The sequence below is a fragment of the Steroidobacter gossypii genome, assembly GCF_016801985.1.
Lineage (GTDB): Bacteria > Pseudomonadota > Gammaproteobacteria > Steroidobacterales > Steroidobacteraceae > Steroidobacter > Steroidobacter gossypii.
In genome coordinates this window covers 40,403-56,885 of sequence record NZ_JAEVLS010000004.1, presented here as the reverse complement: position 1 = coordinate 56,885, position 16,483 = coordinate 40,403, and the positions used below count along the sequence as shown (strand labels likewise).

Sequence of the window (16,483 nt, the reverse complement as noted above, 5' to 3'; positions counted from 1 at the left end):
TACGAGGCGCTTGCTGACTGGCTCGCTGATGTTAGCGATGACGCCAGCGCTGCGCTCGGCAGAAGATTCTGGGAGAGCAAATCTCCCGCACACGCTGCGCCCTGTGAGCTGGGCATAGAGAGGATGGCGCCCGGCGATCGTCGTCCGATTCCGGCAATCGTCGCATGTGAGATCGACGTTGATCTGGCGCGGCGCTTGCGGCGCCTCGATGATGATTCACTCAGTTGTCATCTGCTGCTTGCGTGGCAGATCGTTCTGCAGCGTCGCCTGGGCGCATCGGCGGTGCCGATGTCCTGTTTCATTTCGGGTCGAGGCTTCGAAAAACTGCAGGCTGTCGTCGGACCGCTGGACGTTGACCGTCCGCTGCTTTTGGAACTGCATGAGGCGACGGTCGCCGGGCAGATCGAGGAGCTGAGGTCGACGCTTGCCGACGCGCAGCTGTGGCAGCAGTTCGCTCCTCGCGCGGCCGATCGTGCCGACGTTTTCGGTTTTGACTATCGGCCTCCAGATCCGCTGCCAGGTGCGGAGCGGCTGGATATCTGCGAGCTGCTCAGCGGCGGCGAAGTCACGAGATTGAAGCTGCAGGCGTTCTGGCAGGATTCAGACCGGCTCGCGGTCAGGTTTCTTCATGATCCGAACATCTATGGTACGCAGGATGTTGCTCGCATCGCTTCGCAATGGAGACACGTGCTTTGGCAGCTTGCATCGAAGGCCACGGAACGCGTGTCGGATCTGGTGCTGGATGCACACTCGAGTCGAACTGCCGAGCGTGCGCGTGCGGAGCATCTGCCGGAAGTCGAAGAGACGTTGCTAGAACGTTTTGAAGGCCATGCGCAGCGTGATCCCCAGCGCACAGCCATCGTGTTCGAGGGCGGGCGGTGGAGCTATGCGGAGGTGAACGAGCGCTCGAATCGACTCGCACGCTCCTTGATGAAGCTGGGGGTTGCGGGTGAAGACACGGTCGCGATCTGTCTGGAGCCTGGCCCTTGGATAGTGTGCGGCATGTTGGCCGCGCACAAGCTGGGTGCGAGCTTCGTGATGGTGGACGGCAGTTGGCCCGCCGGTCGCCTGAGCGATGTGCTCTCGGATAGCGGTGCACGGGTGGTCATCACTGAACAGTTGTATCTCAGCAAGATCGCGGACGCGGAGGCATCGCCGCAGCTTGTTTCAGTGGACCGAGATGCGGACGAGATTGCCGAAGAGGAACCAGGGAACATCGGTCGCCGGGTGTTGCGAGGCGCAGCGGCGTACCAGGTTTTCACGTCGGGCTCGACAGGGCGCCCGAAGGGCGTTGTCGTCAGCCACCGAGCGTTGAGCCATTACGTATGTGGACTTCTGGCTGCACTGTCGGTGGGCGACGAGCCGCTCGAGTGGCTGTCGCTGGCGGCAATGTCGGCGGACTTGGGCTACACGACGCTTTTCGGTGCCTTGTGGAGCGGTGGGAGCATCCGTCTGATGCCGGCCGCGAGCAGCCTGGACGCGCAGGCGCTGGCGCGCTCGCTCGAAGACCGTCCGGTGGATGTGCTGAAGATCGTCCCCGGCCATCTATCGGCGTTGCTCACTGTGTCGAACGCGGCGCGCCTGCTGCCACAACGTTATCTGGTGTGTGGCGGCGAGGAATTGCCGAGGTCTCTGGTGGAAGAAGTGTGGGCACTGAGCCCCCGACTGCGCATCTTCAACCACTACGGCCCGAGCGAGACCACCGTCGGCGCCTTGTGCGGCGAGGTTTCTCGAGCTGATCTGCAATATGCACGCATATCGATCGGTCGACCGCTGAACTATCGAGAAGCGTATGTGCTCGATGCCCGACTGCGCCTGGCCGGCGTCGGCGTTATCGGCGAGCTATACCTCGGTGGCGAAGGCTTGGCCGACGGCTATCGTGGCCGTGCCGGACACACGGCAGAGCGCTTCATCCCGCATCCATGGCGCAACGGTGCTCGTCTCTACAAGACGGGCGACCTGGCACGTCAACGTTCGGATGGGCGCATCGAGTTCCTGGGCCGAAGCGATCATCAGATCAAACGTCGCGGTCACCGCATCGAGCTGGGCGAGATCGAGCAGGTGCTGATGAGGCACGGGCACATTCGTCAGGCCGTGGTGCTGTGGTCGCAACAGCGACTGCTTGGCTACGTCATCGCCGACCTGTCGTCCGAGGAGTTGGAAGCGTACGCCGAATCGTCGCTCATCGAGGTGATGCGGCCGACGCACTGGGTCCGGCTACAGGGGTTTCCGTCGCTTGCGAACGGCAAGGTGGATCGCCAGGCGCTGCTGTCGATCGAGACAGAACAATCGCAACGAGCTGAGATAGCTGCTGCGCGCACCCAGACGGAGTCGCTACTGGTTTCACTCTGGCAGCAGTTGCTGAGGGTCGAGCGCATCGGCATCCACGACAACTTCTTCCGCCTGGGCGGCGACTCGATCATCGTCATCCAGCTCGTGGCGCGTGCTCGCGAGCACGGCCTGAGACTCAGCCCGGCGCAAGTGTTCGAGTACCCAACCGTCGCCCAATTGGCGCAGGTCGGCGAGCATGAGAATACGACGCAGATCAGCCAAGCCGCTGTAGAAGGCGAGATGGGGCTCGCGCCCCGGCAGCTGCGATTCGTGGAGTGCTACGGCAGCGATGCGTGTGACTACCATCGCATCCGGGTGTTGGAGGTGCACCGTGTTTTGGACCGCCACCATTTGGAATCGGCAGTCCGAGCGCTGGTGGCGCATCATGATTCGTTGAGACTGCGGTTTGTTCCCGGTCAACAGTGGATGCAGTATTTCGCGCCGGTCGATCAGATCGATGTGCGATCCATCGTGAACTATGATTCGCTCGATGCGGATACGGGCGCACAGCTGCAGGCCGAGCTGCATCGGGTGATCGGCGAGCACCGATGGCCGGATCTGCAGAGCAGCCTGTTCAAGGTGATCTATCTTGAACGCCCGGGCGCTGGTGGACGGCTCGTGCTGTTGGCGCATCCGCTGATCATCGATGGAGTGTCGTGGCGTTTCCTGCAGGACGACCTGATCGGCGGATATCGACAGCTCCAGCAAGGTGCGTCGCTCGAACTGCCGCTGAAGACACACTCTTATAAAGAGTGGCTTAGACACCTGCAGCAGCAGCGGTTGACGGAGTTCGAGTCGCAGATCGACTACTGGGCTGAGGTCGCGCAGATGCGCGGCGCGGTGCCGCCCGCGGATCATGAAGGTGTTCGAGGCCCAGCAGCGCTGGATACGTTGCGAGTGCACCTGCCGCCGGCGGTCACGCGTCGCTTGTTGCAAGAGTCGAACGCGGCCTACAACACCGAAGTCACCGACCTGTTGGCGGCGTCGCTGTGGCTGGCGCTCTTCGACTGGACGCGAGGTGAGCGTTTCGTCGTCGAGATGGAGTGGCACGGCCGCGAAGAGCAGCGCGAACTGGATGTATCGCGCACCGTAGGTTGGTTCGCGTCGTTGCATCCCGTGGCACTCGAATGCGCGGCGAATGCGGGCGTTGCGGATGTGATCAAGCAGGTGAAGGAGCAACTGCGGGCCGTGCCGGATAACGGCAGCGGTTATGGCGTACTTCGTTACTTGCATCCCGACGCGCAGGTACGCGAGCGGCTCTCGCCGCTCGACCCGCCCGCGATCTTCTTCACCCACCTCGGACAGCTCGACCAGCAGCTGCAACAGACGCAGCCGTTATCCCCTGGAGAGTTGATCGGCGGGGCGCTGAATCGACGGCAGAGGTCCATCCATTCCATCGAGATCCACACGGCGCTTAGCGATCAGCAACTGCTGCTGGAATGCCGTTATGACGGCAGGAAATACGAGGCATCGACGATCGAGCGCTTCGTAGCGCGGTACGCGCACTACATTGAAATGATGGTGGCGCACTGTGCGGACCCGGCACACGGTGGCTTCACGCCTTCGGACTTTCCGATGGCGGGGCTCGAACAAGCACAGTTGGATACGCTGGTCGCATCGGTGCTGTCGGCGGGTGAGAGCAAGGCGGACCTCGTCGACATCTATCCGCTGACGAAGATGCAGCAAGGCATGCTGTCTCGGTCTTTGATCGCCCCGAACTCGGGCGTGTATGTGATCCAGCATGCGGTTGAGCTGCGGGGACCTCTGGATGCAGAAGCCTTGCAGTGGGCGTGGCGTGAAGTCATGCACCGGCACGATGTGTTTCGTACGCAGTTCTGGGGCCTCGGCAGTGACAGGCCACTGCAGATTGTGAAGCTGACCGCGCCGCTGCCCTGGAGGGCATACGACTGGTCGGATCTGTCGGAAGCCGAGCAGTCACAGCGCTTCGATCAGCTGTTGCATGCGACGTCATGTCAGGACTACGACTATGCGAAGGCGCCGTTGATGCGGCTGAGCCTGGTGCGCTTGAGCGCCGAGCATCACCGCTTCATTTGGGACAATCATCATGTACTGGCCGATGGTTGGTCCTCGGGCGTGATCTGGCAGGAGGTGATGCAGCTCTATCGTGCCAAGGTTGACGGCGTACCGGCCGGGTTGCCATTGGTGAGTAGCCGCTACCGCGACTATGTGCGCTGGTTGGCTCAGCGAGACAACACAGCGTCCGAGCGATTCTGGAAAGAGTATCTGTCGGGCGTGGCGGTGACGCCGCTACCGTTCGAAGGCCTCGATGGAATTCAGACGAATACCGGGCGTAGCGAACAGCACTCTGTGGTGCTGGATGCGTCGCTGACCGAGCAGCTGAAAGCGTTGGCGCGCGAGCAGGCCGTCACCCTCAACACGGTGCTGCAGGCGGCGTGGATGCTGCTGTTGTCTGTTTACACCGGCCGGGACGAGGTGACCATCGGCGCGACGATATCGGGCCGTCCGCCGCAGTTGAACGATATCGAGCGCATCGTCGGTGTGTTCTTGAACACGATTCCGGTGCGGGCGGAGATTTCCAAGCAGGCGACCCTGGCGGATTGGTTGCAGTCGCTGCATGCGAACAGCATTGCCTGTGAGCCGCACAGTTACTTCCCGCTGGCGGACATTCAGCGGGTGTGTGGATGCAATGATGCGCAGGGGCTGTTCAACACCCTCATCGTGTTCGACAACCAGCCTCGAGAGGACGCAGATCGGCACGCGGGATTGAAGGTTTCGAGGATCGACGAGGCCTCTTCCTACAACCACTATCCGTTGAGCCTGATCGTCGTCCCAGAGCGTCAGCTGCAGCTCGCATTCAAGTATCACGCTGACTTCTTCACGACTACTCGCATTGCGCAGATGGGCGAGCAACTGGTCGAGCTGTTGCGACAGATGCCGTGGCAGGCGAATCGGCAGTTGGCCGCACTGGAGTATCTGTCCGTCGCCCAGCGCGAGCAGGTGATGGCATGGAGTGGCCAAGGCGAGAGCTTGCAGCGCGTGGAGACGTTGTTGGAGCGCGTGGAAGAACACGCGAAACGCGATTCGGAACGTGCCGCTGTCGTGTTCGCCGGAGGGCAGTGGAGCTACGGTGAATTGAATCGTCGTGCGAACCAGCTCGCGCGCTATCTGATGAAGCTGGGCGTAGCCAGCGAAGAGACGGTCGCTATCTGCGTCGAACCCGGTCCGTGGATGGTGTGCGGCATGCTGGCCGCGCACAAGCTGGGTGCCAGCTTCGTGATGGTCGATGCCACTTGGCCGATCGGCCGACTCTGCGAGGTGCTTGCAGACAGCAACGCACGAGCGGTCATCACCGAGCAATTGCATCTAAGCAAGGTTTCGGACGCAGCGGCCTCGGCGCAGCTAGTGGACCGGGACGCGCACGAGTTCACCGAGGCAGCGGCATCGACGCAGCTAGTTTCAGTGGACCGAGACGCGTACAAGAACGCCGAGGCTGGGACATCGTCGCAGATCGTCTCTGTGGACCGAGATGCGGACGAGATCGCCGAAGAGGATGCAGGGAACATTGGCCGTCCGATGGTGCCGGGCGCAGCGGCGTATCAGGTGTACACGTCGGGTTCGACTGGCCGCCCGAAAGGGGTGGTCATTAGTCACCGCGCTTTGAGTCACTACGTGGGCGGCTTGCTAGCTGAGCTGTCGGTGGACGATGAGCCGCTGGAGTGGCTGTCACTCGCAGCCATGTCAGCAGATCTAGGTTACACCACGATGTTCGGTGGCTTGTGGACGGGTGGAACCATTCGTTTGATGCCGGCCGCGAGCAGCCTGGACGCGCAGGCACTGGCGCGCGCGCTGGAAGATCGTCCGGTGGACGTGTTGAAGATCGTGCCCGGCCACTTAGCAGCGTTGCTGACGGTAGCGAATGCCGCGCGCCTGCTGCCACAACGCTATCTGTTGTGCGGCGGCGAAGAGTTCCCGAAGTCGCTGGTGGAAGAAGTCTGGGCGCTGAGCCCGCAACTGCGCATCCTCAACCACTACGGCCCGAGCGAGACCACCGTCGGCGCCTTGTGTGGCGAGGTGACGAGAGCAGACCTCGCGTACAAACGCGTATCGATTGGCCGACCCCTCAAATATCGCGAAGCGTACGTGCTTGATGCGCAGATGCGCCTGGTGGGCGCCGGCGTCATTGGCGAACTGTATCTCGGTGGCGAAGGCCTGGCCGATGGCTATCGCGGCCGTGGCGGTCAAACGGCAGAGCGCTTCCTCCCACACCCGTGGCGCAGCGGCGCTCGCCTATACAAAACAGGCGACCTGGCGCGTCACCGTGCCGACGGCCGCATCGAGTTCCTGGGCCGAGCCGACCACCAGATCAAACGTCGCGGCTACCGCATCGAACTCGGTGAGATCGAACAGGTGCTGACGAGGCACCCGCGCATCCGCCAGGCCGTAGTCCTGTGGTCGCAGGAGCGATTGCTTGGCTATGTCATCACCGAACTGCCGACCGAAGAGTTAGAAGCGTACACACAATCGTCGCTCATTGAAGTGATGCGTCCGACGCACTGGATACGACTGCAATCGTATCCGCTGCTCGCGAACGGCAAGGTCGATCGCCAGGCGTTGCTGTCGCTCCAGATCGAGAAATCGCAGCGACCTGAGCTGGCCGCTGCGCGCACCCAGACGGAGTCGCTGCTGGTGACCCTGTGGCAGCAGTTACTGAAGGTCGACCGCATCGGCATCCATGACAATTTCTTCCGCCTGGGCGGCGACTCGATCATCGTGATCCAGCTGGTAGCGCGTGCTCGCGAGCGCGGCGTGAAGTTGAGCCCGGCGCAGCTGTTCGAGTACCCAACCATCGCACAATTGGCGCAAGTCGGTGAGCACGAAGACACGACGCAGATCAGCCAGGCTGCAGTCGAAGGCGAGATGCCGCTGGCGCCCCGACAGCGGTGGTTCATGGAGCGTTACGAACAGGACGCTTGCCATCACCACCGCACGCGTGTGCTTCAAGTCAATGGCGTATTGAACCGTGAGCACCTCGAATCGGCGGTGCGGGCGCTAGTCACGCATCATGATGCGTTGAGGCTAAGATTCATTTCCACCGCTTCAGGAGCCGACTCCGTCGGTGATGCAACGTCGGGAGGCTCCTGGGTGCAGCATTTCGCCCCAGTCGACCAGATCGATGTCGGATCCATCATCGACTATCAAGAAATGACAGCCGTCGCGGATGAGCAGTTGCAGGCGAAGCTGCACCAGGTGCTTGCCGCGCATCGGTGGCCGGACCTGAAGAGTGGCCTCTTCAAGGCGATGTACTTCGAAAGGCCCGGCCTGAGCGGGCGCTTGGTGCTGCTCGCACATCCGCTGATCATCGACGGCGTGTCATGGCGCTTCCTGCAGGACGATCTGATCGGCGCATACCAGCAGATCCAGCAAGGCGATTCACTCACGCTGCCGCTGAAGACGCACTCATATAGAGATTGGGTGGACTATCTGGCAAGCAAGAGACTGGCAGCACTGGAACCACAGATCGATCACTGGGCCGAGGTCGCGCAAGCGATCGGCACCGTGCCGCCGGCGGATCTTGAAGAGAGCGGGAACGTCCCAGCAACGGGTTCGGTTTGGAAGCATCTGCCCACGTCGTTAACGCGCCGCTTGTTACAACAGACTAACGCTGCGTACAACACCGAAGTGCGAGATCTGTTGGCAGCGTCGCTGTGGCTGGCGTTGCATGAGTGGACGCGAGGCGAACGCTTCGTCGTCGACATGGAGTGGCACGGACGCGAAGAGCAGGATGATCTGGATGTATCGCGCACGGTCGGCTGGTTCGCCTCGTTGCATCCCGTGGTGCTGGAATCCGTCGGGAATGGGGGCGTTGCGAGTGTGATCAAGCAGGTCAAGGAGCAATTGCGGTCGGTGCCGCATAAAGGCACTGGTTACAGTGTGCTTCGCTACTTGCATCCTGATGCTCAGGTGCGTGAACAACTCACGCCCGTTCAGGCGCCCGCGATTTTCTTCACGTATCTCGGACAGCTCGATCAGCAGCTGTCTGCCCGAGGTGTATTCGCACGTGGTCAGCAACTGGGAAGCTTTGCCGGACCGACGCAGGCGTATGCCTTGGAACTTCATGTTTCGATCAGCGATCAGAAGCTGCTGCTCGACTGCCGATATGAGGGCAGGCGTTACGACACGTCGACGATCGAGCGCTTCGTAGCGCGGTACGCGCACTACATTGAAATGATGGTGGCGCACTGTGCGGACCCGACACACGGTGGCTTCACGCCTTCGGACTTTCCGATGGCGGGGCTCGAACAAGCACAGTTGGATACGCTGGTCGCATCGGTGCTGTCGGCGGGTGAGAGCAAGGCGGACCTCGTCGACATCTATCCGCTGACGAAGATGCAGCAAGGCATGCTGTCTCGGTCTTTGATCGCCCCGAACTCGGGCGTGTATGTGATCCAGCATGCGGTGGAGCTGCGGGGGACTCTGGATGCAGAAGCCTTGCAGTGGGCGTGGCGTGAAGTCATGCACCGGCACGATGTGTTTCGTACGCAGTTCTGGGGCCTCGGCAGTGACAGGCCACTGCAGATTGTGAAGCTGACCGCGCCGCTGCCCTGGCGGGCATACGACTGGTCGGATCTGTCGGAGGCCGAGCAGTCACGGCTCTTCGATCAGCTGTTGCATGCGACGTCATGCCAGGACTACGACTATGCGAAGGCGCCGTTGATGCGGCTGAGCCTGGTGCGCTTGAGCGCTGAGCATCACCGCTTCATCTGGGACAATCATCATGTACTGGCCGATGGTTGGTCCTCGGGCGTGATCTGGCAGGAGGTAATGCAGCTCTATCGTGCCAAGGTTGACGGCGTACCGGCCGGGTTGCCACTGGTGAGTAGCCGCTACCGCGACTATGTGCGCTGGTTGGCTCAGCGAGACAACACAGCGTCCGAGCGATTCTGGAAAGAGTATCTGTCGGGCGTGGCGGTGACGCCGCTACCGTTCGAAGGCCTCGATGGAATTCAGACGAATACCGGGCGTAGCGAACAGCACTCTGTGGTGCTGGATGTGTCGCTGACCGAGCAGCTGAAAGCGTTGGCGCGCGAGCAGGCCGTCACCCTCAATACAGTGCTGCAGGCGGCGTGGATGCTGCTGTTGTCCGTTTACACCGGCCGGGACGAGGTGACCATCGGCGCGACGATATCGGGGCGTCCGCCGCAGTTGAGCGATATCGAGCGCATGGTCGGCGTGTTCTTGAACACGATTCCGGTGCGGGCGGAGATTTCCAAGCAGGCGACCCTGGCGGATTGGTTGCAGTCGCTGCATGCGAACAGCATTGCCTGTGAGCCGCACAGTTACTTCCCGCTGGCGGACATTCAGCGGGTGTGTGGATGCAATGATGCGCAGGGGCTGTTCAACACCCTCATCGTGTTCGACAACCAGCCTCGAGAGGACGCGGATCGATACGCGGGTGTCGAGGTGGCACGAATCGAGGAGTCCTCCTCGTACAACCACTATCCATTGAGCTTGATCGTCGTGCCTCGCCGGTGCTTACGGCTGGCGTTCAAGTATCACGCTGATGCCTTTACCGCCGCTCGCATCAAGCAGATAGGCGAGCAACTGATCGAGCTGTTGCGACAGATGCCACGGCAGGCGGCGCAGCGACTCGGCGCGTTCGAGTATTTGTCAAAGGCGCAGCGCGAGCAGGTGATGACGTGGAGCGGGCAGGGCGCGTCTCTGCAGAACGTCCAGACGTTACTCCAACGTGTGGAGCGTCATGCCGGGGAGAATCCACAACGAACGGCCGTCGCCTTTGCTGGCGGTGAGTGGAGTTACCGAGCGTTGAACGAACGTTCGAACCAGCTCGCGCGCTATCTGATGAAGCTGGGCGTAGCCAGCGAAGAGACGGTCGCTATCTGCGTCGAACCCGGTCCGTGGATGGTGTGCGGCATGCTGGCCGCGCACAAGCTGGGTGCCAGCTTCGTGATGGTCGATGCCACTTGGCCGATCGGCCGACTCTGCGAGGTGCTTGCAGACAGCAACGCACGAGCGGTCATCACCGAGCAATTGCATCTAAGCAAGGTTTCGGACGCAGCGGCATCGACGCAGATCGTTTCTGTGGACCGAGATGCGGACGAGATCGCCGAAGAGGATGCAGGGAACATTGGCCGTCCGATGGTGTCGGGCGCAGCGGCGTATCAGGTGTACACGTCGGGTTCGACTGGCCGCCCGAAAGGGGTGGTCATCAGTCACCGCGCGCTGAGTCACTACGTGTGCGGCTTGCTGGCTGAGCTGTCGGTGGGCGACGAGCCACTGGAGTGGCTATCGCTCGCGGCGATGTCGGCGGACTTGGGTTACACAGCGATCTTCGGCGCCCTATGGACCGGCGGGTCCATTCGTCAGATGCCGGCCGCGAGCAGCCTGGACGCGCAGGCACTGGCGCGCGCGCTGGAAGATCGTCCGGTGGACGTGTTGAAGATCGTGCCTGGCCACTTAGCAGCGTTGCTGACGGTAGCGAATGCCGCGCGCCTGCTGCCACAACGCTATCTGTTGTGCGGCGGCGAAGAGTTCCCGAAGTCGCTGGTGGAAGAAGTCTGGGCGCTGAGCCCGCAACTGCGCATCTTCAACCACTACGGGCCGAGCGAGACCACCGTCGGCGCCTTGTGTGGCGAGGTGACGAGAGCAGACCTCGCGTACAAACGCGTATCGATTGGCCGACCCCTCAAATATCGCGAAGCGTACGTGCTTGATGCGCAGATGCACCTGGTGGGCGCCGGCGTCATTGGCGAACTGTATCTCGGTGGCGAAGGCCTGGCCGATGGCTATCGCGGCCGTGGCGGTCAAACGGCAGAGCGCTTCCTCCCACACCCGTGGCGCAGCGGCGCTCGCCTATACAAAACAGGCGACTTGGCGCGTCACCGTGCCGACGGCCGCATCGAGTTCCTGGGCCGAGCCGACCACCAGATCAAACGTCGCGGCTACCGCATCGAACTCGGTGAGATCGAACAGGTGCTGATGAGGCACCCGGGCATCCGCCAGGCCGTAGTCCTGTGGTCGCAGGAGCGATTGCTTGGCTACGTCATCACCGAAATGCCGACCGAAGAGTTAGAAGCATACGCGCAATCGTCGCTCATCGAAGTGATGCGTCCGACGCACTGGATACGACTGCAATCGTATCCGCTGCTCGCGAACGGCAAGGTCGATCGCCAGGCGTTGCTGTCGCTCCAGATCGAGAAATCGCAGCGACCTGAGCTGGCCGCTGCGCGCACCCAGACGGAGTCGCTGCTGGTGACCCTGTGGCAGCAGTTACTGAAGGTCGACCGCATCGGCATCCATGACAATTTCTTCCGCCTGGGCGGCGATTCGATCATCGTGATCCAGCTGGTAGCGCGTGCTCGCGAGCGCGGCGTGAAGTTGAGCCCGGCGCAGCTGTTCGAGTATCCGACCATCGCGCAGCTGGCGCGAGTCGCCACGAGACAGCAATCGATCAGCGCCGAGCAGGGGCTCGTGACCGGCGAGAGCCGCCTCATTCCCATTCAACGGCGATTCTTCGAGTCGGTGACCGTTGCACCCGAGCACTATCATCAATCGGCCATCTACGAGGTCCACGGGACGCTCGACGAGCAGCTTCTGCTGGGTATCACATCAACTCTGCTGCGTCACCACGATGCTCTTCGCAGCGTCTTTGTGATTCAGGACGGCGAAGTCAGACAACGGTTCCTAAGCTACGACGAAGGGCTTGCACGACAGTCCCTGGTGATCGCAGCGTACGATCCAGGATCGGAGCGGAATGAGCAGCTGGCCTCACAGCTGCAGACGATGCAGCGAAGCTTCAACCTGGCTCATGGACCGCTATTCAGGATCCTGTGGCAGCGAGACGCCGAATCGCGGCATCGGCTGGCATTCGTCTGCCATCATCTGATCGTCGACGCCGTGTCGTGGCATATTCTTCTCGAAGACTTCACGCAGCTATATCGCCTGATGCTTGCGGGCGAGCAGGCGGAGCTCCCAGCAAAGACCTGCTCCTACCTCGAGTGGTCGCGATGGCTGCACGCCGATGCGGGCGCCGGGCGCTGGGACACTCAGCGCGAGTATTGGGAGCGACTGGCGCGCCATCATCCGAAAGCGTTCGTCCAAGATCGCGATGACGGCAACACCGAAGGGAACTCGAAAAAGTACACAACGCGCCTGTCTGCCGCCCACACCGCGGCCCTGCTTACCGAGGTGCATCATGCCTATAACACCGAGGTCAGCGATCTGCTGCTCGGCGCATTGCTGATCGCCGTGAACGAAACGTTCGGCGGCGACAGTCTGCTGCTCGACCTGGAAAGTCACGGTCGAGAAGACCTGGATTCGTCTGTGGACCTGTCGAGAACAGTGGGTTGGTTTACAACCATTTACCCCGTGCTGCTGCGCATGCCCCGCGATGCGGGCGCGGCCCCGATCATCAGGTCGGTGAAGGAGGAGTTGCGCGCGATTCCGAATCATGGCTTCGGCTACGGGATGCTGCGCTACCTGGGCGACGAAGCTGTGCGCACGGCGCTCGGCGCCGCACCGCGGTCGCAGCTGCGTTTCAACTACTTTGGCCGTTTCGATGGCGACAGCGCCGGCCTGCTCGAGAGAGTGAGCACGGTATGCGGTCGAAATCGCAATGAGCAGCAGGACCGGCAGTACCTGTTCAAGATCAACGCGATCGTTTCGCGTGGCATCCTGGCGACGACCTGGGAGTATTCCTCCGGGCAATTTGACGAGGCGACCGTCGTCATCCTCGCGAATCGTTACGAGTCCGCCCTCGAGCGATTGGTGGATCACTGTCGCGGTGAAGCGGCGCAGAGCTTCAGTCCGTCCGACTTCCCAGAGCTCGACATGGAGCAGGCGGAGCTGAACGAGTTCCTGGATGAGCTCGACAAAGTGGTGGTGCTGCAATGACGGGGCAACCATCCGAAGTTCGAGTGCCCGCGGCGTCGATCCGCGAGAACATCGAGGCCATCTATCCGTTGACCCCGATTCAAAAGGGCATGGTGTTTCATTCCCTGTTGAAGCCCGGCTCCGGAGCCTATGTCCTGCAGGATTGCCTGCGTTTGCAGGGGCCGCTGAATGTCGAGGCATTCTGGGGCGCGTGGCAGCGGCTCATCGAACAGTACGCGGTGTTCCGCACGTTCTTTGTCAGGATGGAAACGCAGAAGCCGCTGCAAGTCGTGTTGAAGCAAGTGGCCCTGCCGAGACAGGAGCTGGACTGGACGAACCTCGATGAGCCAGAGAGGGAGAGCCGCCTCGCCAGGCTTCGTTATGACGAGTGGATCGCTGGATTCAACTTCAGCGCGCCCCCGTTGTTTAGATTGATCTTGATACGTTGTGCGACCGACGATTACCGCCTGGTCTGGACGCAGCATCACGCCATTACGGATGGGTGGTCCGGCGCGCTCGTGTGGTCGCAGTGGCGGCGGCTGTATTTCACGGCGTGCAGAGGAGAAGCATCGTTCGCGAATGATTCGGCACCGTCGTTCCACAGCTATGTGAGCTGGCTGGAGCGACAGGACAAGACGGCGGCCGTCGAATTCTGGCGCGACTCCCTGGCGGGCTTCACCGAGCCAGTGGCGCTGCCGCCCGGCCGGGCGCGATCGAGCCTGCCACGGGACGTTCCCAGCCAGGCGACCGCTGAAAGGAGCCTCGGCACGGAGCTGTCGGCGCAGCTCGCGCGGTTCGTTCGCGAACATACCATGACGCTGAGCGTACTGATGCAGGGCATGTGGGCGTATCTTCTGCATCTGTTCAACAACCGCGACGACATCGTTTTCGGCGGCACGGTGTCGGGTCGTCCTCCCGAGGTCGATGGCATCGAGCGGATGATCGGACCGCTCATCAACTCGGTGCCGGTGCGCGTCAGGATCGATGCGAAGCAATCCGTTTCGGAATATCTGCGAGGAATCTTCGAAAGGCAGAAGTCGCGCGCCGCTCACGAATACTTGTCGCTGTTTGACATCCAGAAGTGCAGCCAGGTGCCATCGGGAACGGGCCTCTTCGAAAGTCTGCTGGTGTTCGACAACTATCCGCGCACAGCGGGCATATCCGATGCGTCCAACGAGCCCCTGGTCATCGCGAAGGCCGGCGGATATTCGTACAACCATTATCCGCTGACGCTGATGATCGTGCCGGGCAAAGACATCGCTCTGTCCGCGAAGTACGCGGACGATCGCTATTCTCGAGAGCATGTCGAATACTTCTTGGACGTGCTGGTTGCGTTGCTGACGAGCTGCGTTACCCATCCGGAGCGGCCGCTAGGTGAGTTGGAGTGCCTCTCGGAAGCGCAGCGTGGACAGGTGCTGTCTTGGAGCGGGCAAGGCGAGCGCCTACAGCACGTCGAGACGTTGCCAGAACGTGTCGAACAGCACGCGGCGAGATATTCGCAGCGTACGGCGGTCGTATCCGCTGGCGGCCAATGGAGCTACGGCGAGTTGAACGAACGTTCGAATCAGCTCGCACGGTATCTGCTGAAGCTCGGCGTGCGTAGCGACCAATCGATCGCAGTCTGCGTTGAGCCCAGCGCATGGATGTTGTGTGGGATGTTGGCGGCCCACAAGCTTGGAGCCAGTTTCGTCATGCTGGATGGCAGCTGGCCCGCCACTCGCTTGAATGAAGTCCTCATGGACAGTGACGCCGGAGCAATCATCACGGAGCAGCTCTACCTGAGCAAGATCGCAGACACCGAAGCATCCGCTCAGATTGTGTCGGTGGATCGAGATGCCGAGGACATCGCCCAAGAGGAGTCAGGGAACATCGAGTACCCTGTGTTGCCGGGCCGCGCGGCATATATGGTGTATACCTCGGGTTCGACCGGCCGTCCCAAGGGCGTGGTCGTCAGTCATCGCGCCTTGAGTCACTACGTGTCCGGCCTGCTGGCGCAGCTGTCGGTAGGCGAGGATCCGCTCGAATGGCTGTCGCTCGCGGCGATGTCGGCTGACCTCGGCTACACAACGATGTTCGGCGGACTATGGACGGGTGGCAGCATCCGTTTGATGCCGTCCTCGAGCAGTCTCGATGCAGAGGCGCTGGCGCGATCACTGGAGCAGCGACCGGTGGATGTGTTGAAGATCGTGCCCGGCCATCTGTCGGCGTTGCTGAGCGTATCGGAAGCCGAGCGCGTCTTGCCGCGACGTTACCTGGTGTGTGGCGGAGAAGAGCTTCCGAAGCCGCTGCTGGAGGATGTGTGGTCGCTTCACCCGCAGCTACGCATCTTCAACCATTACGGTCCGAGCGAGACCACTGTCGGTGCGCTATGTGGCGAAGTGACGAGAGCCGACTTTGCCTATGAACGGGTATCGATCGGCCGCCCGCTGAGGCATCGTGAAGCATACGTGTTGGATGCACAGCTGCGCCCGGTCGGTGTAGGCGTGATCGGCGAGTTGTATCTGGGCGGCGAAGGATTGGCCGACGGTTATCGAGGCCGCCCGGGCCAGACGGCAGAGCGCTTCATCCCGCATCCGTCGCGCGACGGCGCTCGGCTCTACAAGACGGGGGACCTGGCTCGATATCGACCGGACGGACGAGTCGAGTTCCTGGGCCGAGGCGATCATCAGATCAAGCGTCGTGGCTATCGCATCGAGCTCGGCGAGATCGAGCAGATGCTGATGAAGCACGAGCGCATCCGCCAGGCCGTGGTGCTATGGTCGCAGGATCGATTGCTCTGCTACGTGATCACCGAGCTGACGCCGGCAGAGCTGGAAGAGTACGCACAGCGGACGCTGATCGAAGTGATGCGCCCGACGCATTGGATCAGGATGCAAACGTATCCCTTGCTCCCGAACGGAAAAGTGGATCGACAGGCGCTGCTATCACGCGAGATCGAGCAAGCTGCGCGCCCCGAACCGGCCGCGCCGCGAACCGCGACGGAGTCACTGCTGGCGTCTTTGTGGCAGGAGCTGTTGAAGGTCGAGCGCATCGGCATCCACGAAAATTTCTTTCGGCTCGGCGGCGATTCGCTGCTCATCATCCGTCTGCATGCGGCCATCAAGAAGGCCGCCGACCGCGATTTGCAGATCGTCGACCTGTTTCAGTACCCGACCATCGAGAAGCAGGCGCAACTGCTGGATCGAGGGCCGCTGTCCATCGGCGAGAGCGCCGAGTTCAAGAACATCACCCGGCGGCTCGCGCGCAGAAGGGTGCAGGTCGACACGGCGCCGGAGTGAGC

At 61.8% G+C, this 16,483-nt stretch carries 2 protein-coding genes; both read left to right on the top strand.

The features are described from left to right. The first annotated feature begins 123 nt into the window (after positions 1–123). Positions 124–13,224 (top strand): non-ribosomal peptide synthetase, encoded by a 13,101-nt coding sequence (locus tag JM946_RS17565; RefSeq protein WP_203168656.1) that lies wholly within the window; start codon positions 124–126, stop codon positions 13,222–13,224. Further along, the gene (locus JM946_RS17560; protein ID WP_203168655.1) at positions 13,221–16,481 is read left to right on the top strand and encodes a non-ribosomal peptide synthetase; all 3,261 of its coding nucleotides are present in this window, start codon (positions 13,221–13,223) and stop codon (positions 16,479–16,481) included. Before JM946_RS17565 ends, JM946_RS17560 begins: the two co-directional genes overlap by 4 nt. Positions 16,482–16,483: the final 2 nt, after the last annotated feature.